General features: G+C 73.7%; 17 protein-coding genes. 9 read left to right on the top strand and 8 right to left on the bottom strand.

What is annotated here, in order from left to right; genetic code table 11:
- The first annotated feature begins 8 nt into the window (after positions 1-8).
- The 5 genes from PYR91_RS31175 to glnII all read left to right on the top strand — a co-directional run bounded on the left by PYR91_RS31175 (position 9) and on the right by glnII (position 4,262).
- Positions 9-242 carry an RNA polymerase subunit sigma-70 gene (locus tag PYR91_RS31175; RefSeq protein ID WP_279785667.1) on the top strand — a complete coding sequence of 78 codons (234 nt, stop codon included), beginning with the start codon at positions 9-11 and terminating at the stop codon, positions 240-242.
- A 2-nt stretch (positions 243-244) separates the two neighbouring features.
- Positions 245-805 carry a Clp protease N-terminal domain-containing protein gene (locus PYR91_RS31180; protein ID WP_279785669.1) on the top strand — a complete coding sequence of 187 codons (561 nt, stop codon included), beginning with the start codon at positions 245-247 and terminating at the stop codon, positions 803-805.
- Between the two features lie 448 nt (positions 806-1,253).
- Positions 1,254-2,252, top strand: coding sequence for an ATP-binding cassette domain-containing protein (locus PYR91_RS31185; protein WP_279785671.1), 999 nt, complete (start codon positions 1,254-1,256; stop codon positions 2,250-2,252).
- Entirely contained in the window at positions 2,249-3,016 is a 768-nt protein-coding gene (locus tag PYR91_RS31190; protein WP_279785672.1) for an ABC transporter permease, read from the top strand. The genes PYR91_RS31185 and PYR91_RS31190 overlap by 4 nt, the downstream gene beginning before the upstream one ends.
- 232 nt (positions 3,017-3,248) lie before the next feature.
- Positions 3,249-4,262, top strand: coding sequence for a glutamine synthetase (glnII, locus tag PYR91_RS31195; RefSeq protein WP_279785674.1), 1,014 nt, complete (start codon positions 3,249-3,251; stop codon positions 4,260-4,262).
- A gap of 76 nt (positions 4,263-4,338) precedes the next feature.
- Here the strand turns inward: glnII and PYR91_RS31200 are convergent, their stop codons facing one another.
- The 7 genes from PYR91_RS31200 to dnaK all read right to left on the bottom strand — a co-directional run bounded on the left by PYR91_RS31200 (position 4,339) and on the right by dnaK (position 12,379).
- Positions 4,339-5,007, bottom strand: a complete 669-nt coding sequence (locus PYR91_RS31200) for an ATP-dependent Clp protease proteolytic subunit (RefSeq protein WP_279785676.1) — start codon at positions 5,005-5,007, stop codon at positions 4,339-4,341.
- Between the two features lie 61 nt (positions 5,008-5,068).
- Positions 5,069-5,626 (bottom strand): ATP-dependent Clp protease proteolytic subunit, encoded by a 558-nt coding sequence (locus PYR91_RS31205; protein ID WP_279785678.1) that lies wholly within the window; start codon positions 5,624-5,626, stop codon positions 5,069-5,071.
- 284 nt (positions 5,627-5,910) lie between these two features.
- Positions 5,911-8,553, bottom strand: a complete 2,643-nt coding sequence (gene clpB, locus PYR91_RS31210; protein ID WP_279785680.1) for an ATP-dependent chaperone ClpB — start codon at positions 8,551-8,553, stop codon at positions 5,911-5,913.
- Complete coding sequence (locus PYR91_RS31215; RefSeq protein ID WP_279785682.1) at positions 8,535-8,855, bottom strand: chaperone modulator CbpM; 321 nt, start codon at positions 8,853-8,855, stop codon at positions 8,535-8,537. Before PYR91_RS31215 ends, clpB begins: the two co-directional genes overlap by 19 nt.
- A gap of 17 nt (positions 8,856-8,872) precedes the next feature.
- Positions 8,873-9,850, bottom strand: coding sequence for a DnaJ C-terminal domain-containing protein (locus PYR91_RS31220; RefSeq protein WP_279785684.1), 978 nt, complete (start codon positions 9,848-9,850; stop codon positions 8,873-8,875).
- A gap of 7 nt (positions 9,851-9,857) precedes the next feature.
- Positions 9,858-10,475: a nucleotide exchange factor GrpE gene (locus tag PYR91_RS31225; protein ID WP_279785686.1), complete on the bottom strand. Its 618-nt coding sequence runs from the start codon at positions 10,473-10,475 to the stop codon at positions 9,858-9,860.
- Positions 10,476-10,480: 5 nt separating this feature from the next.
- Entirely contained in the window at positions 10,481-12,379 is a 1,899-nt protein-coding gene (gene dnaK / locus PYR91_RS31230) for a molecular chaperone DnaK (protein ID WP_279785688.1), read from the bottom strand.
- A gap of 367 nt (positions 12,380-12,746) precedes the next feature.
- Between dnaK and PYR91_RS31235 the strand changes: the two genes are divergently transcribed.
- The 4 genes from PYR91_RS31235 (at position 12,747) to PYR91_RS31250 (ending at position 18,736) form a co-directional block, all read left to right on the top strand.
- Positions 12,747-15,821: an AAA family ATPase gene (locus tag PYR91_RS31235; protein ID WP_279785690.1), complete on the top strand. Its 3,075-nt coding sequence runs from the start codon at positions 12,747-12,749 to the stop codon at positions 15,819-15,821.
- Positions 15,822-16,092: 271 nt separating this feature from the next.
- Positions 16,093-17,010 (top strand): helix-turn-helix transcriptional regulator, encoded by a 918-nt coding sequence (locus PYR91_RS31240; RefSeq protein ID WP_279785692.1) that lies wholly within the window; start codon positions 16,093-16,095, stop codon positions 17,008-17,010.
- 91 nt (positions 17,011-17,101) lie between these two features.
- Positions 17,102-17,647: a type 1 glutamine amidotransferase gene (locus tag PYR91_RS31245; RefSeq protein WP_279785694.1), complete on the top strand. Its 546-nt coding sequence runs from the start codon at positions 17,102-17,104 to the stop codon at positions 17,645-17,647.
- Positions 17,648-17,848: 201 nt separating this feature from the next.
- Entirely contained in the window at positions 17,849-18,736 is an 888-nt protein-coding gene (locus PYR91_RS31250; RefSeq protein ID WP_279785696.1) for a sugar kinase, read from the top strand.
- 11 nt (positions 18,737-18,747) lie between these two features.
- Here the strand turns inward: PYR91_RS31250 and PYR91_RS31255 are convergent, their stop codons facing one another.
- Positions 18,748-21,186, bottom strand: a complete 2,439-nt coding sequence (locus tag PYR91_RS31255; protein WP_279785698.1) for an FAD-dependent oxidoreductase — start codon at positions 21,184-21,186, stop codon at positions 18,748-18,750.
- Positions 21,187-21,228 lie beyond the last annotated feature (42 nt).

The following is a 21,228-nucleotide window of genomic DNA, read 5'->3' on the forward strand; positions in this document are numbered from 1 at the left end:
TGACACTCATGAGCGACACGGCACAGCTCGCCTCCGACGCCGGCAGTCGCGACCCCTCCGTTGGACTTCGCGCCGTTCGGGCGCTGCGGACTCTGGTGGAGCGCCTTGAGGCGCTCCAGGTGGAGAACGCGCGCGAACAGGGCTGGTCCTGGCAGGAGATCGCGGTGCTGCTGGGCGTGACCAGGCAGGCGGTTCACAAGAAGTACGCCGGCGGCCGCGGGCTGCTGAGACGGGAGATGTAGGCATGTTCGAGAGGTTCCACGCGGATGCCCGGCAGGCGGTCACGCTGGCCCAGACCGAGGCCCGGCTGCTGACCCACGACCACATCGGCTCCGAGCACCTCCTGCTCGCGCTCCTGCGGCAGACCGGCACCGTGCCCGCCAGGGTGCTGGCCCGGCACGGGATCGACCACGACCAGGTCAGCGACGCGGTCGTCCGCCGCCTCGGCGGCCCGGCCGGGGACGACCTGGACGCCGAGGCGCTGGGGTCCATCGGCGTCGACCTCGACGCCGTGCGGGAGAAGGTCGAGGCCGTCTTCGGCCCCGGCGCGCTCGACCGCAAGCCCGCCCGCAGGCGCGGCCTGTCACGGCTGCTCGGCGAGCACCTGCCCTTCAGCCCGCACGCCAAGAAGGCCCTCGAACTGTCGCTGCGCGAGGCCCTCAACCTCAAGCACGACCACATCGCCGCCGGCCACATCCTGCTCGGCCTGCTCAGGGACGGCGACGGCCTGGCGGCCCGCGTGCTCGCCGACGCCGGCCTCGACCTCGCCGCCGTCCGCCAGGACGTCCGAACAGAACTGGGCTGAACCCCCGCCCCGAACACCAGCCCCTGTCCCTCTCCCTCTCCCCAGCCGTGGCCGCGCCCGGCGTCCGCCCCGAACGGGCTGACACCTCCGCGCCCCGAGGTCTCGGTCCCGGCGCCGCCGAAGCGCCCTGAGACATTCCCCGGGGCCGCGACGACCCACGCACACCCCCCTTGAACGGGCGCGGGTGAGATTTCTTGCCCGCCCTTCCCCGCGGACCGGGAAACCGCAGATCGGCGGGGGTCGCGCCGCCGGAAAAAAGCCTCTCGCGCGGCCCTGCCACCTGGACGCGGAAACGCGTCTTCGCAGGTCAGCCCGGTATGTGAAGGTCCATTTCACGTTTGCCAGATGCCTGGCGCGTGGCCGAAGATGAGGAAACTTCCGAAAACCGCCCCTGAGCAGGGCTTTCTTTGTCATGCCCGCGATCGTCCATCATCCCGAGGAGGGACCGATGATTCATGCCCGGGGACTGACCCGGCGGTTCAGAGTCAAACGGCGCGACTTCGTCGAGGCCGTGCGCGGCATCGACCTCGACGTGGAACCCGGCCAGCTCGTGGCCTTTCTCGGCCCGAACGGCGCGGGAAAGTCCACGAGCCTGCGCATTCTCACCTCGCTGCTGCCGCCGACCTCGGGCACGGCGACCGTGGCGGGGTGCGACGTCACCTCCGACCCCGCCGGCGTGCGGGCCCGCATCGGCTACGTCGGTCAGAAGAACGGCGCCGCCGAGGGGTACCGCGTGCTGGACGAGCTGGTGACCCAGGGACGCGCCTACGGGCTCCGGATCCCGGAGGCACGGCGGCGGGCCGCCGAGGTCCTGGAGCTGCTCGACCTGCGGCCGCTGGCCAGACGCAAGGCCGACAGCCTGTCGGGCGGCCAGCGGCGCCGCCTGGACATCGCGCTGGGGCTGGTCCACCGGCCGAAGCTGCTGTTCCTGGACGAGCCGTCCACCGGCCTGGACCCGCAGAGCCGGGCGAACATCTGGGAGCACATCCTGCGGCTGCGCCGCGAGCACGGCACCACGTTGTTCCTGACCACCCACTACCTGGAGGAGGCCGACAACATGGCCGAGCGCGTGGTGATCATCGACCACGGCCGGATCATCGCCGACGGGACCGCCGAGGGGCTGAAGAGCGACCTGGCGGGCGACCGCGTCACGATCACCACGCACGGCCGCGAGGACGCCGAGGAGGCCGCGCGGATCGCCGAGCGGGTCGCCGCGCCGTCCGGCACCGAGGTCGACGGGACGACGGTGCGCCTGCGGGTGGCGCACGCCGGCACCACGCTCCCGGAGTACCTGCGGGCGCTGGACGCCGCGGGGGTGAAGGCCGCCACGGCCGAGACCGCGCGCCCCACGCTGGACGACGTGTTCCTCGCCCTCACCGGCCGCACGCTGCGCGAGAGCGAGAGCGCGGCCACGCCGGCCCCTCCCGCGAAGGGCGGTGAGGCGTGACCACCGCCTTCCTCCGCGACACCGGGACGGCGTTCTCCCGGGAGTTCGTCCCCTACCTGCGCCAGCCGTTCATCATGCTGTTCACGATGGGGCAGCCGCTGCTGTTCCTGATCCTGTTCGGATCGCTGCTCGCGGGCACCCCGGGGTTCGCCGGCCAGGGCGAGGGCTCGGCGTGGCAGTGGTTCGTGCCCGGCATCCTGGTCATGATGTGCCTCTCGGGGCCGCTGATGGCCGGGTACTCCCTGCTGATGGAGCTGGCCGGCGGTTCCATGGAGCGCATGCTGGTGACGCCGATGAACCGCACGGCGATGCTGATCGGCAGGACGGCGAAGGAGTTCGCGATCCTGCTGGTGCAGGCCCTGCTGCTCATCGGCCTGTCGCTGCCGCTGGGCTTCCGGTCGAGCCCCGCGGGCATCCTGGCCGGGCTCGCGCTGCTCGTCGTCTTCGGGGTCGGGCTGGGCTCGCTGTCGTTCGTGCTGGCCATCGTCTCCCGGCCGGGCGGGGAGCTGTTCTGGCTGGTGACCCAGGTCACGCTCTTCCCGCTGATGCTGCTGTCGGGGATGCTGCTCCCGGTCGACTCCGGGCCCGGCTGGATGCGGGCGGTGGCCGCGGTCAACCCCGTCTACTACATCACCGAGGCCGAGCGCGCCCTGTTCGCCGGCCGGTTCACCGAGATGCCGGTGCTGTACGGCGGGCTGGCGGCGGCCGCGGTGGCGGTGATCGGCCTCGCCCTCGGCACCCGCGCGATGCGGCGCGGGGTCTGATGGTCTGAGGCCTCCCCGGCCTGACGGCGCCTTGCCCTGGCCTGCGGGGACACCGGTAGGGTGTCCCCGCAGGTCAGGGGCGCCCCGCCGGTGCTCGCGTGTGAGGAGGATCACCGCGCCGGGGCCCTATTTCACATGCCGTTTATCCACGGGCAACAGGTCCGAAACCGCCGCTTGACAAGTTCGGCGTTGCGGGGACCCGCGAAGGGTCCGTCCTGCCGAAGGGAATGACGTGACCTACAAGGCTGAATACATCTGGATCGACGGCACCGAGCCGACCGCTCGGCTGAGGTCGAAGACCAGGATTCTCGCCGACGGAGCCGACCTGCCGATCTGGGGCTTCGACGGTTCGAGCACCAACCAGGCGCCGGGCAAGGCCTCTGACTGCGTGCTGAAGCCGGTCTTCTCCTGCCCCGACCCGATCAGGGGCGGCGACGACGTGCTGGTGCTGGCGGAGGTGCTGCTCACCGACATGACCCCGCACCCCACCAACACGCGTGCCCAGCTCACGCCGATCGCCGAGCGCTTCGCCGACCAGGACTCCTGGTTCGGCATCGAGCAGGAGTACACCTTCTTCAAGGACGGCCGCCCGCTCGGCTTCCCCGCCGGCGGCTTCCCGGCCCCGCAGGGCTTCTACTACTGCGGCGTCGGCGCCGACGAGGTGTACGGCCGCGAGATCGTCGAGGCGCACCTCGACGCCTGCCTCACCGCCGGCCTGGCGATCTCCGGCATCAACGCCGAGGTCATGCCCGGGCAGTGGGAGTTCCAGGTGGGCCCGGCCGGGCCGGTCGACGTCTCCGACCACCTGTGGATCGCCCGCTGGCTGCTCTACCGCATCGCCGAGGACTTCGGCGTCTCCGCGACGCTCGACCCCAAGCCGGTCAAGGGCGACTGGAACGGCGCCGGCGCGCACACCAACTTCTCCACCAAGGCGATGCGCTCGTCGTACGAGGCCATCATCACCGCGTGCGAGGCCCTCGGCGAGAAGCCGCAGGAGCACATCAAGGGCTACGGCGCCGACATCCAGCACCGCCTCACCGGCCTGCACGAGACCGCCCCGTGGAGCGAGTACAGCTACGGCGTCTCCAACCGCGGCGCCTCCGTGCGCATCCCGTGGCAGGTGGAGGTCGACAAGCAGGGCTACATCGAAGACCGTCGCCCGAACGCCAACGCCGACCCGTACGTGGTCACCCGCCTGATCGTCGACACCTGCTGCACGGCCCTGGAGAAGGCCGGCCAGGTCTGACGACCTCGCGCCTCAAGGGGCGCCGCCTCCGCCGTTCGACCGGCGGGGCGGCGCCTTCGCCGTTCCCGGGGCCGGCTCAGCGGGCCCCGGCCGCCACGGGGATGCGCTTGCGGCTGACGAAGATGTCGTCCACCAGCCCGTAGTCCTTCGCCTCCTCGGCGGTGAGGATCTTGTCGCGCTCGATGTCGGTGCGCACGGTCGCGGGCGCGCGCAGGGAGTGCCGGGCGACGAGCCGCTCCAGCAGCTCGCGGGTGCGCAGGATCTCGCGCGCCTGGATCTCCATGTCGCTCGACGGCCCGTAGACGCCCTCCATGGACGGCTGGTGGAGCAGCACGCGCGCCCGCGCCAGCGCTCCGCGCTTGCCCGGCGTGCCCGCCGCGAGCAGCACGGCCGCGGCCGAGGCCGCCTGGCCGATCACCACCGTCTGGATGTCGGGGCGGACGAACTGCATCGTGTCGTAGATCGCCGTCATCGCGGTGAACGACCCGCCCGGCGAGTTGATGTAGATGCTGATGTCGCGGTCGGGGTCGAGCGACTCCAGCGTGAGGAGCTGCGCCATCACGTCGTTGGCCGAGGTGTCGTCGATCTGCGTGCCGAGGAAGATGATGCGCTCCTCGAACAGCTTGTTGTAGGGGTTCATCTCCTTGCTGCCGTACGACGTGCGCTCGGTGAAGGACGGCAGGATGTAACGATCGGTGATGGGCATCGTGCCGGCGCCGCGCCGGGAGCCGTTCGTACCGGTCATGGGTGCTCCGCTCGTCGTGGGCGATGGTGTGGTCGCGCGGGGGGCGCGGTCTCGGCGGAGGTCACGACACCGGGCCGGCCGACGGGACGAGTGCGGCCCGGCGGACGACGTGGTCGACGATGCCGTATTCCCGGGCCTCCTCGGCCGTGAACCACCGGTCGTGGTCGGAGTCGCGCTCGATCTGCTCGACCGGCCGGCCGGTGTGGAAGGCGATGCGCTCGGCGAGCTTCTTCTTGGTGAAGAGCATCTGCTCGGCCTGGATGCTGATGTCGGACGCCGTGCCGCCGATGCCGCCGAGCGGCTGATGCATCATGATACGCGAATGCGGCAGCGCGTAACGCTTGCCCGGCGTGCCGGCGCACAGCAGAAACTGCCCCATGGAGGCCGCCAGGCCCATCGACACCGTCGCGATGTCGTTCGGGACATATTGCATCAGGTCGTAAATCGCCATGCCCGCCGTCACGGAACCGCCCGGCGAGTTGATGTAAAGGAAAATGTCGCGGTCGGCGTCGTCGGCCGCGAGCAGCAGCAGCTCACCGCAGATGCGGTTGGCTATCTCGTCGTCGACCTCCTGGCCGAGGAAGATGATCCGCTCACGAAGCAGCCGGTCGCTGACCATGGCGAGCTGCCCGTACGCGTACGGGGCCTCGGCGCCGCGGGCGACGGGGGAGACGGCTCCGGCGAGAGGATCACTGGAAGAACGGCGCGGAGTCACGGGCCACCTGCTTTCAAGGTCGAACGGGCGCGGCGCCTGGGCCGCGGGATCGATATTCAGCAACGTTGCCAGAAACCCGTTCGGGCCGTAACCTATTTCACCGAAAGCACATTTTCTCGCGGAGATATTACGCTGAGGACGTATTCAGCCCTCAACGGAATTTTATTGACATTTCCGGGTAGGCGATTTCAAACCGCTCCGGACGCCTCCCCGGCGGGGCCGGGGTTCTCGTAGGCGACGGTCAGCTCGCCGTCCACCACCTCCACGCGGATGACGGCGCCCTCGCGGACGTCCTCGGCGATCAGCGCGCGGGCGATCCTGGTCTCCACCTCGCGGGCGATGAACCGCCGCAGCGGCCGGGCGCCGTACACCGGGTCGAAGCCCCGGCGTGCGATGAAGGCGAGCGCCTCCCCGGTGACCTCCAGGGTGGCGAACCGCTCCGCGAGCCGCTTCCTGACGTCGTCGAACATCAGCGCCACGATCTCCTCGACCTCCGGCAGGGTCAGCGGCCTGAACACCACCGTGTCGTCGAGCCGGTTGAGGAACTCCGGGCGGAACCGCGACCGCAGCTCGCCCATGACCAGCTCACGCGCCCCCGGATCCAGCTCCCCTTCGGGGGTCACGCCGTCGATGAGGTACTGCGACCCGATGTTGGACGTCATGATCACCACGGTGTTGCGGAAGTCGACCGTGCGGCCCTGCGCGTCGGTCAGGCGACCGTCGTCCAGCACCTGCAGCAGCGTGTTGAACACGTCCGCGTGCGCCTTCTCGATCTCGTCGAACAGCACCACCGAGTACGGCTTGCGCCGCACGGCCTCGGTGAGCTGCCCGCCCTCCTCGTAGCCGACGTACCCCGGGGGCGCGCCGACCAGCCTGCTGACGGTGTGCCGCTCCTGGTACTCGCTCATGTCCAGGCGGACCATGTTCTCCTCGGTGTCGAACAGCGCCTCGGCCAGGGCCTTGGCCAGCTCGGTCTTGCCGACGCCGGTGGGGCCGAGGAACACGAACGAGCCGATCGGGCGGCGCGGGTCCTTGATGCCGGAGCGGGCGCGCAGGATGGCGTCCGACACCGCGCGCACCGCCTCGTCCTGGCCGATGATCCGCTCGTGCAGGACGTCCTCCAGGCGCAGCAGCTTGCGCCGCTCGCCCTCCTTCAGCCGCGAGACCGGGATGCCGGTCCAGCGGGCCACGATGGACGCGATCTCGTCCTCGGTCACGACCTCGCGCAGCAGCCGGTGGGCGCCCTGCTTGGCGGCGAGCTGCTCCTCCGCCGCTTCCAGCTTGCGCTCCAGCTCCGGCAGCCTGCCGTGGGCCAGCTCGGCGGCGCGGTTCAGGTCGTAGGCGCGGGTGGCCTCCTCGGCCTCGCGCCGCACCGCCTCGATCTCCCGGCGCAGCTCCTGCGCCCTCCTGAGCACGTGCCGCTCGGCCTCCCACTGGGCGCGCATCGCGTCGGCCTCCGCGCGCAGGTCGGCCAGCTCGGCGCGCAGCGCCTCCAGCCGCTGCGCGCTCGCCGGGTCGGCCTCCTTGGCCAGCGCCGCCTCCTCGATCTCCAGGCGCGTCACCCGGCGGGTCAGCTCGTCCAGCTCCGCGGGCATCGAGTCGATCTCGGTGCGCAGCATCGCGCAGGCCTCGTCGACGAGGTCGATCGCCTTGTCGGGCAGGAACCGGTCGGAGATGTAGCGGTGGCTCAGCACGACGGCGGCGACGATCGCGCCGTCCTGGATGCGGACGCCGTGGAACACCTCCAGGCGTTCCCGCAGGCCGCGCAGGATGGAGATGGCGTCCTCGACGGAGGGCTCGTCCACGACCACCGGCTGGAAGCGGCGCTCCAGGGCGGCGTCCTTCTCGATGTACTTGCGGTACTCGGCGACCGTCGTGGCGCCGATGAGGTGCAGCTCGCCGCGGGCCAGCATCGGCTTCAGCATGTTGCCGGCGTCCATGGAACCCTCGGTCGCGCCGGCGCCGACGACGTTGTGCACCTCGTCGACGAAGAGCAGGATCCGCCCCTCCGACGCCTTGACCTCGGTCAGCACCGCCTGGAGCCGCTCCTCGAACTCGCCGCGGTACTTGGCGCCCGCGATCAGGGAGCCCATGTCGAGACTGAAGACGATCTTGCCTTTCAGGCCTTCGGGGACGTCGCCCCGGGCGATGCGCTGCGCCAGCCCCTCGACGATCGCGGTCTTGCCGACGCCGGGGTCGCCGACGAGGACCGGGTTGTTCTTGGACTTGCGGGAGAGGATCTGGACGACCCTGCGGATCTCGCCGTCGCGCCCGATCACCGGGTCCATGTCGCCTTCGCGCGCCGCGGCCACCAGGTCCTGGCCGTACTTCTCCAGCGCCTCGTAGGTCACCTCCGGGTCGGCCGAGGTGACACGCTGGTTGCCCCGCACCTGGGTGAGCACCTCCAGCAGGCGGTCACCGGTGAGGCCGTGCCCCCGCAGCAGGCGGCCCGCCGCGCCGTCCACCTCGTCCGCGACCATGGCGAGCAGGAGGTGCTCGACCGAGACGTACTCGTCCCTGAGCCGCGCGGCCTCCCGCTCGGCGGCCTCCAGCACACGCGACAGGTGCTGGGTGACGTGCACCTCGCCGGGCCGCGCGCCGGGTCCGCTGACGCGGGGCCGCCGCTCCAGCTCGGCCTCCAGCTCCATCCGCAGCTTGTCCGGGTCGCCGCCGGCCGCGGACACCAGGCGGGGCACCAGCCCCCCGGGCTGTTCGAGCAGCGCCATGAGCAGGTGCTCGCCGTCGACCTCGGTGTGACCGCGGCGGACGGCCAAGGACTGGGCCGCGTTCAGGGCCTCCTGGGACCTGCGAGTCAGTCGGCTGAGCTCCACGGTCGTGCTCCCCTCGCTGGTGGGCGGCGGCGCAGAGCGTCCTCCAGCTCCGCGATGCGGTCGAGCAGGTGAATGACGACGCCGAGGGCGGCGTAGTTGAGCGACAGGCCCTCGTGCAGGCGCTCGATGCGGCCGAGCACGACGAGCTGCGACGGCGGGAACCGCAGGGCGTCCCCGGGCCCGGCCACCGGGTCGAGCAGGCCGAGGGCCACCAGCCGCCGCACCTGCTCGGGATGCAGGCCGCAGGCCCGCGCGAAGGTCTCCAGGCCGATGCCGGGGACGCGGGTCATAGCCGTGCTCATGGCACCCTCCCTCCGGTTCACGGCGACGGGTCGCGCGGGTTGAAGGCCGAGACGGCCGCGAGCCGCTCGAAGAGCCGCCGCTCCTCCTCGGACGGCCTCCGGGGCACCACGATCCGCGCCTCGGCGTACAGGTCGCCGGGCTTCCCCTTCGGATTCGGCAGCCCACGGCCGCGCAGTCGCAGGCGGCGGCCGGTGGAGGTGCCCGGCGGCACCTTGAGCTTGGCCTCCCCGCCGGGGGTGTCGACGGCGACGGTGGCGCCGAGCGCCGCCTCCCAGGGGGCCAGCGGCAGCGGCACGTGGACGTCACGGCCCTCGACGCGGTAGCGCGGATCGTCGATCCGGACGACCAGGTACAGGTCGCCCGCCCTGCCGCCCTCGCCGCCCGCCCCGCCCTGGCCGGCGAGCCGGATGCGCTGGCCGTCCGTCACCCCGGGCGGGATGTTCACCTCGATCGTGCGGGGGCCGTCCGGCCCGCGGACGGTGATCGTGCGGCGGCCGCCGCGGTAGGCGTCGGCGACGGTCAGCGTGATCTCCGCCTCCTGGTCGGCGCCCGGCACCGGGCCCCATCGCGCCCCGCCACCGCCGAACATGCCGCCGAACAGGTCCTCGAAGTCGACGTCGCCCCCGGCACCGGTGGTGTACCGGAACCCCTGGCCCTGCCCGCCGGCGCCGCGGCCGGCCCTGCCGCCACGCCACCCGGCGCCGGCTCCCGCCCCGGCCGTGGCACGCCCCTGGGCGCGCTTCCAGGCCTCGGGGTCGACGTCCTCGGGCACCGACCGCCACTCGGGGCCGAACGCGTCGTAGCGCCGCCGCTTGGCGGGGTCGGACAGCACGTCGTAGGCCTCGGAGATGTCCTTGAACCGCTCCTCGGCGCCGGGGTTCTTGTTCAGGTCGGGGTGGCTGGTGCGGGCGAGCTTGCGGTAGGCCCGCTGGATCTCCTCAGGGCTCGCCGTCCGCGGCACTCCCAGGTCCCGGTAGAAGTCGCGCGCGGCCATCCGCCGCTCACTCCGGCCTCGTGGAGACGATCACGGACGCGGGACGCAGCTGGCGGCCGTTCATGCCGTACCCCGGCCGCACGACGTCGACGACGGTTCCCGCCTGCGCGTCGATGTCCTCCACGGTGCCGACGGCGTCGTGCAGGGAGGGGTCGAACCGCACCCCCACCTCGTCGTGGCGCGGGTAGCCGAGCCGGGCGAGGAGCGCCACCGCCTGGTCGCGCACGGCGCGCACCCCCTCGACGACGGCCGAGGGGTCGGCGGCGGCGTGCCGCAGCGCCAGGTCGAGGTTGTCCACGATGCCGAGCCACTCACGGGCGACCTGCGCCCGCTCCTCGTCGCGGATGCGCTCGGCGTCCCGGGCGATCCGTTTCCTGAGGTTCTCCAGCTCGGCGGCCGACCTCAGCCAGCGGTCCTCCAGCTCGGCGATCCTCTGGTCCACGCCCGCGCCGGGCGGCCCCGCGCCGCCGGCGTCCGGCCCGTCCGGCCCGTCCGGCTCGTCCGGCGCGGCCGCCCGGGCGAACGCCGCGCGTTCCGCCTCCCCGGCGCGCAGGGCGTCGCCGGCTCCCTCGGGGTCGCTCCACGGGCCGCCGTCGGCGGGCGTGGGGTCCTGGTGGCGGGTCATCGCGATCAGTCCGAGGTGGTGAACTCGGCGTCGATGACGTCGTCCTCGCCGCCGGGCGCGCCCTGCGATCCCGGGCCGCCCGCCTGCGCGCCGGCGGGCTCCCCGCCCGGCGCGGACACGGCCCCGAGGCTCTGGTACACCTGCTGGAGCTCGGAGGTGAGGTCGCGCAGCCGCTCGGCGGGCGCCTCCTCCTTGATCGCCTGGCGCGCGTCGGAGACGAGCTGCTCGGCCCGTGCCTTCTCGTGCACCGGCACCGCCTCCCCCAGCTCGATCAGCCGCCGCTCCACCTGGTAGGCCGCCGAGTCCAGCGCGTTGCGCGCGTCTACCGCCTCGCGGATCCTCGCGTCCTCGTCCCGGTGCCGCTCGGCCTCCTGGACCATGCGCTCGATGTCGCCCTTGTCGAGGTTGGAGCTCTCGCTGATCGTGATCCGCTGCTCGGCGCCGGTCTCCTTGTCCTTGGCCGTGACGTTGAGGATGCCGCTGGCGTCCACGTCGTAGGTGACCTCGATCTGCGGGTCGCCGCGCGGACCGGGGCGGATGTTCTCCAGCCGGAACCGGCCGAGCGGCCGGTTGTCGGCGGCCCGTTCGCGCTCGCCCTGCAGGACCACCACGTCGACCGCGCTCTGGTTGTCCTCGGCCGTGCTGAACGTCTCGGTGCGGCGGGCCGGGATGGTGGTGTTGCGCTCCAGGATCTTGGTCATCACGCCGCCCAGCGTCTCGATGCCGAGCGACAGCGGGGTGACGTCCAGCAGCAGGACGTCCTTGACCTCGCCCTTCAGCACCCCGGCCTGGATGGCGGCGCCGTCGGCCACCACCTCGTCGGGGTTGACCGACATGTTGGGCTCCTTGCCGCCGGTGAGGCGGCGCACCAGGGCCTGCACGGCCGGGATGCGCGTGGAGCCGCCGACCAGGATGACCTCGTCGAGGTCGTCCGCCGACACCCTGGCGTCCTCCATCGCCTGCTTGACCGGGCCCATGGTGCGTTCGATCAGGTCGCGGGTGATCTCCTCGAACGTCGAGCGCATGATCGTGGTGTTCAGGTGCTTGGGCCCGTTGGCGTCGGCGGTGACGAAGGGCAGGTTGACGGTCGTCTGGGTGACCGACGACAGCTCCGCCTTCGCCTTCTCCGCGGCCTCGAACAGCCGCTGCAGCGCCTGGGGGTCGCGCCGCAGGTCGATGCCCTCCTGACGGGCGAACTCGTCGGCCAGGTGGTCGACCAGGCGCCGGTCGAAGTCGTCGCCGCCCAGGTGGGTGTCTCCCGCGGTCGACCTGACCTCGATCACGCCGTCGCCGATGTCCAGGACGCTGACGTCGAAGGTGCCGCCGCCCAGGTCGTAGACCAGGACGGTCTCGCTGCCCTTCTTGTCCAGGCCGTAGGCCAGGGCCGCCGCCGTGGGCTCGTTGATGATCCGCAGCACCTCCAGGCCGGCGATCCGGCCCGCGTCCCTGGTGGCGTGGCGCTGGGCGTCGTTGAAGTAGGCGGGCACCGTGATCACCGCTTCGGTGATCTTCTCGCCGAGGTGCCGTGCCGCGTCGTCGACCAGCTTGCGCAGGATCATCGCCGAGATCTCCTCGGGCGCGTACAGCTTGTCGCCGACCTTGATGCGTACCGCGTCGTCCGGTCCCGGGACCACCTCGAACGACACGCCTTCGGTCTCGTTGCTGACCTCGTCGAAGCGGCGGCCGATGAACCGTTTGACCGAGTAGACGGTGCCCTTCGGGTTCAGGATGGCCTGCCGGCGGGCGAGCTGGCCCACCAGCCGCTCCCCGGTGGCGGTGAAGGCGACCACCGACGGCGTGGTCCGCTGTCCCTCCGCGTTCGGGACCACGACGGGCCGGCCGTCCTCGGTCGTCGCGATGACGGAGTTGGTCGTGCCGAGATCGATGCCGACTGCCTTGGCCATGGCTGTCCTCCTGGTGGCGTGCGCGCTGCGGGAGCGGCCCGCCCGGCGCCGGTGGTTCACACCGGGAACGTCCCCCCTCTCTTCCGACCCTGGTCAACGCGCGTCGCGCCCACATCCTCAGATCGGGTAGTCGTTCGCCGCCCGGCACCCGCCGGCGCCCGCCGGCGGCGCTCTCCCGGGGGGCGCGAGTAGCGCGCCCGGCGGTCCGCGCGGCGGCGGGGCGCCCGCGTCCCGCCCGGACGGGGGATGCGGCCCTGTCGGCAAGCCGTCGCGCACCCGCCTGTACCGTGAGGAAGAGCAGGTCAGCGAGGTGGCACGCCACACGATGGGCCACCCCGCGGGCCGGACCCCGACGCCGGGGGGAGACATGCGCGGACGCGAGACCGAGTGGCAGATCGTCGACCGGCTGCTGAAGGCGGCATCCCACGGCGAGAGCGGGACGCTCCTGGTCGAGGGCGAGCCGGGCGCGGGCAAGACCCTCCTGCTCGCCGAGGCCGCCGCCCACGCCTCCGACCGGGGTTTCCTGCCCGCCGCGGGCCGCGCGGAGGAGATGACGCCGCTCGTCCCGCTCGCGCCGCTGTTCACCGCGCTGCGGATGCCCGCCCCGGGTGAGGCGCTCCCCGGCGCGCCCGACCCCCGCCTCAGGCTGGTCGAGCGGCTCCGCGAGGCCCTGGTGAGCCGGGCGGCCGCCCGGCCGGTGCTGGTGGCCCTCGACGATCTCCAGTGGGCCGACCCTCCCACGCTGGCGGCCCTGCGGGCCCTGCAGGATGAGCCGGCGGCAGTCCCGGTGGTCTGGGTCCTCGCCCGGTGCACGTTCGCCGCCGGCCCCCACCACCCCCCCGCGTCGCCGGGAGCCGGGGACGCCGCCGGGGAGGCCGCCAGGCGCCTGTTCCGCGTGCTGGAGCGGCGCGGCGCCCGCCGGGTGGGGCTCGGCCCGCTCCGCGAGGGCGCGGTCGCCGACCTCGTGGCCGACCTCCTCGGCGCCGTCCCGGAGCCCGCCCTGCTGGAGCTGGCCGCCTGCGCGGGAGGCAATCCGCTGCTGATCACCGAGCTGGTCACGGGTCTGCGCGAGGAGGGCGCGGTGGGCGCCCGGGACGGCGGGGCCCGCCCGCCGCCCGAGCGGGTGCACGCCGCCGTACGGTGCCGGATGGCGGGCCTTCGCCCGCAGACCCGGCACCTGGTCGAGGCGGCGGCCGTGCTGGGCCGGTCCTTCTCCCCCGAGGACGTGGCCGAGCTGGTCGGCGCCACCCCCGCGGCGCTGCTGCCCGCGTTCGAGGAGGCCCTGGAGTCGGGCATCCTGGCCGCCGGCGAGGACGCGCTGGAGTTCCGGTGCGAGCTGGTCTGGCTGGCCGTCGCCGCCGCGCTGCCCGCCGCCGTGCGTCACGCCCTGCACCACCAGGTGGGCAGGGCCCTGCTGGAGCGCGGCGGCTGCCCGTCGCGCGCGGCGAGCCACCTCATCGAGGGCGCCCGGCCCGGCGACGGCCGCACGCTCACGAGCCTCGACCGGGCGGTCGCGGAGATCGTGACGACCTCGCCGCCCGCCGCCGCCGACCTCGCCGCCCAGGCCGTCCTGCTCAGCGACGACGCCGATCCCGGCCGGCTCGCCCGCGTGGTCACCGCCGCCGAGGCCCTGACCCAGGCCGGGCGCCTCGCCGAGGCCGGCGACCTCGTACGCTCGGCCCTGACCCGCCCCGCGCCCGGCCCGGCAGCCGCCGCGCTCCGGTGCGCGCTGTCCGGCATCCTGCTCCTGAGCGGCCGGCCCGCCGAAGCGGTCGCGGAAGCCGAGGCCGCCCTGTCCGGCATCCCGCTCCTGAGCGGCCGCTCCGCCGAAGAGGTCTCCGTCGAAGAGGTCACGGAGGCCGAGACCGCCCTGTCCACGTCCCGCCCCGGCCCCGACGGCGACCTGCGGGATCGTGCCACGCTCGCGCTGCTGTACGGGCTGGCCGTGTCGGACGTGGAGCGCGCCGGGCGGGAGGCCGAGGCGGTGCTGTCGGGGGGACGCCACGGCGACGCGGCGGTCACCGGCGCCATGGTGGTGCTCGCGACGGCGCGCTGGTGGTCGGGGCGGCTGGCGGAGGGCCTCGGGCTGGCCCGCGAGGCCGTGCGCCGCACCCGCGGGGCCCCGGCGGCGGTGCGGCGCGCCCACCCGCGCCTGGCCCTGGCTTCCATGCTGGCCGACGCCCGCCTGCTGGACGAGGCGTGGACGGTGGCGGGGCAGGCCCGGGAGGAGATCGAGGCGCTGGATCACCGCGTGTGGGCCGCGCTCCCCGCGCTGATTCGCGCGCGCGTCGCGCTGGCCGCCGGCCGGGCCGACGACGCCGTCGCGGAGGCCCGCGCCGGCCTCGACCTGGCCGAGTCGCACGGCGCCCACCTGTTCACCCCGCTCGCCCAGCCCGTGCTCGCCACGGCCGCGCTCCGCCGGGGCGACCTGCGCGCGGCGGCCCGGCACCTGGACGCCGCCCAGGCCGCCGGGCACGGCATCCCCACGACACGGCCCCATTCCTCCCCCGCCGCAGGGCCCGGCCCGGCCGCGCCTCCGCCGGAGCCGGACACCCTGGACGCCGCCACCGCGCATGCCCGCGACACTCCGCCCGCGCGGCCCCGCGACGTCGGCCCCCCGATGGGGGACCGCCTGGTGATGGTCCGCGCGCGGATCGGCGAGGCCCGGGACGGGCCCGGTGCGGCGCTGGAGGAGGTCGCCGCCCTCTGCGCCGCGCTGCGGGAGCGGCCCGGCGCGCTCTCCGGCGACCCGGCGGACGCCGCCTGGCTGGTGCGCGCCGCGCTCGCCGCCGGTGACCGCGCCGCGGCCGGCTGGGCGGCGGGCGCCGCGCGGACGCTGGCCTCGGCCAACCCCGGCTTCGCCGCCGCGCGCGCCGCCGCCGTCCACGCCCGGGGCCTGCTCGACGGCGACACCGCCGCCCTGGCCCAGGCCGCCGGGCAGGGCCCCGACCCCTGGGCGCGCGCCTCGGCCGCCGAGGACCTCGGCGTGGCGCTCACCGCCCGGGGCGACCGGCCGGGGGCCGTGCGCGCCCTGGACCTGGCGCTCACCGAGTACGGCGAGAGCGGGTCCACGCCGGACGCGGCACGGGTGCGCCGCAGGCTGCGCCGCATGGGCGTGCGCCACCGCCACTGGGCCACCGCCGAGCGGCCGGTGTCGGGATGGGAGAGCCTCACCGACACCGAGGCCGCCGTCTGCCTGCTGGTCACTCAGGGCTGGACCAACCGCCAGGTGGCCGACCAGATGTTCATCAGCGCCCACACGGTCGCCTTCCACCTGCGCCAGGTCTTCCGCAAGCTCGGCATCGGCTCCCGGGTGGAGCTCACCCGCCTGGCGGTGGAACGGGGCCACCCTCTCGCGGCGCCGCCCGACGGCCCGCGAACCGCCGGGCGGGCGCGGCACGACGACCCCCGCCCGCCGGCGGGGCGTCCGGGAGCCGCCTGACCGGCACGAGGCCCCGGAAAACAGCCCGGGTGACGGCCCCCACCCGCCGGCGGGGCGGCCCGGAGCCGCCTGACCGGCGCGAAGCCCCCGGAAAGACCCGGGTGACGAGCCCCGCCCTCCGGCGACGGAGCGGCGGAAGGCCGCCCGGCGGGGCTCGGTAGTGGTGCCGCTACTCCAGGGAGTGGTGGGCTCAGTGGGTGAGACGCGGTGTACGTCCCGGGTCCCGGATGAGACACTGACGGCGCATTCGTCCGTGGTCCAGGGAGCTCGTATGATCTCGCCGCTCGCGCAGGACGGCACGCCGGAAGGCGGACCGGAGGCAAATCCGATCACGGGGTCGGGCGGGGGGCCGACCGCGCTGCGCATCCTCCTCGGCGCCCAGCTCCGCCGTCTGCGCACCACACGAGGCATCTCGCGCGAGGAGGCGGGCCGGGCGATCCGCGCCTCGCACGCCAAGATCAGCCGGTTGGAGCTCGGCCGGGTCGGCTTCAAACCCCGCGACATCGCCGACCTGCTCACCCTCTACAAGGTGGGCGACTCCTCCGAGCGGGTGGCGTTCCTGCAGCTCGCCCAGCAGGCCAACGAGCCGGGCTGGTGGCACAAGTACACCGACCTGCTGCCCACGTGGTTCGAGCTGTACATCGGGCTGGAGGAGGCGGCGTCGCTGATCCGCACCTACGAGATCCAGTTCGTGCCCGGCCTGCTGCAGACCGAGGCGTACGCGCGCGCGGTGATCCAGCTCGGTCACTCGGGCGCGTCCGCCACCGAGATCGAACGCCGCGTCGACCTGCGGATCAGCCGCCAGCGACGGATCACCGCCACCGGCGGGCCGAGGCTGTGGGCGCTGGTCGACGAGGCGGCGCTGCGGCGCCCGCTCGGCGGCCCCGGCGTCATGCGCGCCCAGGTCGAGCGGCTGCTCGAGGCCACCGAGGCGCCCAACGTCACCGTCCAGGTCGTCCCGTTCGGCCAGGGCGGCCACTCGGCGGCCGGCGGCCCGTTCAGCATCCTGCGCTTCACCGAGCAGGACCTTCCGGACGTCGTCTACATGGAGCAGCTCACCAGCGCGCTCTACCTCGACAAGCGCGAGGAGACCGACCCCTACATGAAGGTCATGGACCACCTGTGCGTGGAGGCGGCCACGATCGCCGAATCCAAGCGCTTCCTGCACAGTCTCCGCGCGGAGCTCTGAACACCCACCACTCAGCCTGAAAAGGCGCATATCTCCTCGATTGACGGGCACGGTTGATGAAAGGAAGGAAAACGCCGTCAGAGGAGAAATCATGCTTCAGGGCAAGACCATCGCCTTTCTGGTGGCCCCCGAGGGAACCGAGCAGGTCGAGCTGACCGAGCCGTGGAGGGCCGTCCAGGAGGCCGGCGCCACACCCAAGCTCGTCTCGACCCAGCCCGGCACGATCCAGGCGTTCAACCACCTCGACAAGGCCGACACCTTCGAGGTGGACACCACCGTCCAGGACGTCAGCGCCGCCGACTTCGACGGCCTGGTCCTCCCCGGAGGCGTCGCCAACCCCGACAACCTGCGGATGGACGACGAGGCCGTGCGGTTCACCCGCGGCTTCTTCGACGCGGGCAAGCCGGTGGCCGCGATCTGCCACGCGCCCTGGACGCTCATCGAGGCGGGCGTCGTCGGCGACCGCGCCGTCACCTCCTGGCCCAGCCTGCGGACCGACCTGCACAACGCCGGCGCCTCCTGGACCGACCAGGAGGTCATGGTGTGCAAGAACGGCCCCAACACCCTGGTGACCAGCCGTAAGCCGGACGATCTCAAGGCCTTCTGCCAGGCCGCGATCGACGCCTTCGATCACTGACCCGCGGTCCGGCGACCTCGGCGGGCCGGCGCTCCCTCCCCCGCCGCCGCACGGCGGCGGGGCCGGGGGCGGCGGCCCGTCGTCGTCCCGGCTCCCGTATGCGAGAACAGGTCATCTCGTTGTGGGCGCAACGGGTGTCTGCCATGCTTTCGCCCATCAGCGCGGCAGTAAGGGCATCCGCACCGCACGAAAGATCGTCAAATGACCGAGGTCTTCACGCTCGGAGAGGCTCTGGGCGTCCTCTCCGCCGACCGCCTCCGCCACGACACCGAGGCGCGTCTCGACATCGGCGGGGCGGAGCTGACCACCGCGGTCGGCCTGGCCCGGCTCGACCACTCGGTGTGCTGGCTCGGCAGGGTCGGCGCCGACGAGTTCGGCTCGCGGGTGGTCACCGTCCTGCGCGGCGAGGGCATCGACGTCTCCCACGTCCAGCGCGACCCCGCGGCCTCCACCGGCCTCACCGTGCGGCAGCGCCGCATCGGGCGGGCCGGGCACGTGGTCCACTACCGGGGCGGCTCGGCCGGCTCGCGCCTGGGCCCCGGTGACATCCCGGCGCGCGCGGTGCAGGCCGCCAAGGTGCTGCACCTCACCGGCATCACCCCGGCGCTCAGCGGCACCGCCTGGAGCGCCGCCCACCACGCCGTCAAGCTGGCCAAGGACGCCGGCGTGACCGTCTCGGTCGACGTCAACCACCGGCCGGCGCTCTGGGCCGACCGGCAGGAGGCCGTCGAGGCGCTGGCCGAGCTCGCCGCCGGCGCCGACGTGCTGTTCGCCAACGCGGAGGAGCTGCCGCTCATCGAGCCGGTCATGGGCGCGGCGCGCGAGCTGGTGATCACCCGGGGCGCCAAGGGCGCGAGCGCCACCGTCAACGGCATGCGCTACGACGCCCCGGCCGCGCCGGTCACGGTCTTCGACCCCGACGGCGCCGGGGGCGCCTTCGTGGCCGGCTACCTCAGCGGCCTGCTTGAGGAGCTGCACCCCACCGACCGCCTGAGGCGCGGCTGCGCCCTGGCGGCCTTCACGGTGACCAGCCCCAGCTCCTGGCAGGGCCTGCCCACCCGCGCGGAGCTTCCCCCGCTCACCTTCTGAGGCCGCCGCGCCTACCCGGCGGGGAGCCGGCGGACGCGTTCGTGGCGCGGGTCGTAGAGCGGCTCGCCGGCGACGCTCGCGGGCACCCACGTGCCGTTGACGCCCACCTCGACCTCGCCCGCGAAGGGGGCGCCGGGGCCGTCCTCGCCGACCGGCAGGTAGGCGTAGGCGATCGAGCGGTCGACGCGGTGCCCGTAGCCGCCGCTGGTCACCCGGGACGCCGGGGCGCCGTCCACCCTGACGGGCTCGCCGCCGAGGCACACCTGGGCGGGGTCGGCCGGCACCAGGCAGCGCAGGGAGCGGCGCGGGGGCGCCAGCGCCTCGCGGCCGAGGAAGTCCTTGCCGTCGCTGACGGCGAAGCCGAGGCCGGCCTCCAGCGGCGTCGTCTCGGGGGTGACGTCCATGCCCCAGACCCGGTAGCCCTTCTCCAGGCGCAGGCAGTCGAGCGCCCTGTACCCGGCGGGGCGCATGCCGTGCGGCGCGCCCGCCTCCATGAGCGTGTCCCACAGGGTCAGGCCGTACTCCGAGGGGCAGTACAGCTCCCAGCCGAACTCCCCGGCGAACGTCACCCGCTGGGCCAGCACCGGCACGTGGCCGACGGTGATCTCCCGGGCCCGCATGTAGCCGAACGTGAGGTCGTCGCCGGTGAGCGCGCCCAGGATGTCCAGGGCCTTCGGGCCCCACAGGCAGTAGCAGGCGTACGCGGAGGTCACGTCGCGGACCTCCACCCCGTTCCGGCGCAGCCAGGCGGCGTCGTGCACGCCGAACGCCGTCCCGGTGACGACACGGAACCGGTCGTCGTCCAGGCGGGTCACGGTGACGTCCGCCTCGATGCCGCCGCGCTCGTTGAGCATCTGGGTGTAGACGACCGAGCCGGCGGGGCGGTCGAGGTCGTTGGCGAACAGGCGCTGCAGCCGGGCGAGCCCGGAGACCTCCAGCTTGGCGAAGGACGTCTGGTCGAACAGCCCCGCCGCGTCGCGGGTGGCCAGGCACTCGGCCCGGATCGCGGGCGACCAGAATCTGCCCGCCCACCCCGCCGGCCGGAACCGCTCGTCCTGGTCCTCGTCGCGGCCGGCCCCGGGGGCCTCGAACCAGTTGACGCGCTCCCAGCCCGCCTTCTCGCCGAAGGCCGCGCCCATCCCCGCGTGGCGGACCCACGCGGGCGAGCGGCGCAGAGGGCGCGCCGCGGCGCGCTCCTCGCCGGGGTAGACCACGTCGTAGTACTTGCTGTAGGAGTCCAGGGCCTTGGCGCGGGCCCATCGGGGGGCGCGGGCGTGCGCGCCGAACCGGCGGACGTCCATGCCGAAGACGTCGTACTCCGGCGAGCCGTCCACGATCCATTCGGCCATGACCTTGCCGACGCCTCCGGCCGCGGCGAGGCCGTGCACGCAGAACCCGGCCGCCACCCACAGGCCGGGCACCGACGTCTCGCCCAGCAGGAACTCGCCGTCGGGGGTGAACGCCTCGGGGCCGTGCACGACCTTCGCGAACGCCGACGGGTCGTCGCCGTCGCCGGGCACCACCCGGGCCAGCTCGGGCACCCGGCGCCGCGCCGACTCCCACGACTCGCGGAACTTCGCCATGTCGGGGTCGAAGAGCGTGCGCGGCTCGGCCAGCGGCGCCGCCGACTCCCACACGTCCGGGTCACGGACGTAGCCGCCGACGAGCACGCCACCGGCCTCCTCGCGGAAGTACACGATGTTGTCGGGGTCACGGACGGTCGGCGTGGCGGCGGGCACCCCGAACGGCGGCGTCACGACGTACTGGTGCTTGATGGGCACGACGGGCACGTGCGCCCCGGCCAGCCGGCCGACCTCTCCCGCGGCGGCGCCGGCCGCGTCGACCACGGTGCCGGTCGCGATGCGCTGCTCGCCCACCCGGACGCCGCTCACCCGGCCGTCCCGGACGTCCACCCCGGTCACCTCGGCGCCGGTGACGATGCGGACGCCGAGCTTCTCGGCCCCGGCCGCCAGGGCGCGGGCCAGGCTCGCCGGGTCGAGCCAGCCGTCGCCCGGCAGCCACAGCGCCGACCGCACGTCGGCGGTCTCCAGCAGCGGCAGCATGCGCTGAGCGTCCGCGGCGGACAGGAGCTCCATCTCCAGCCCGTAGGTCTCGGCGGCGCCCGCCTGGCGCAGCAGCTCCTCGTGCCGCTCGGCGGTGGTGGCCAGCCGCAGGCCGCCGACGCCGTGCCAGCCCGGGTCCAGGCCGGTGAGCTCGCGCAGTTCGGGGTAGAGCCCGGCCGAGTACATGATCATGCGGGTCTGGGTGACCGTGGACCTGAGCTGGCCGACGAAGCCGGCCGAGTGCCAGGTGGTCCCCTCGGTCAGCTCGTGGCGCTCAAGCAGGACGACGTCGGTCCAGCCGAGCCGGGCGAGATGATAGGCGACGCTGCATCCGGCGACACCGCCGCCGACGACCACGGCCCGCGCCTCGGCCGGAAGTTGCACCATCTCTACTCCCGTGTAACAACCATCCCGCATAATGACGATCAA

This window comes from Sphaerisporangium sp. TRM90804 (assembly GCF_029846175.1).
Taxonomy (GTDB): domain Bacteria; phylum Actinomycetota; class Actinomycetes; order Streptosporangiales; family Streptosporangiaceae; genus Sphaerisporangium.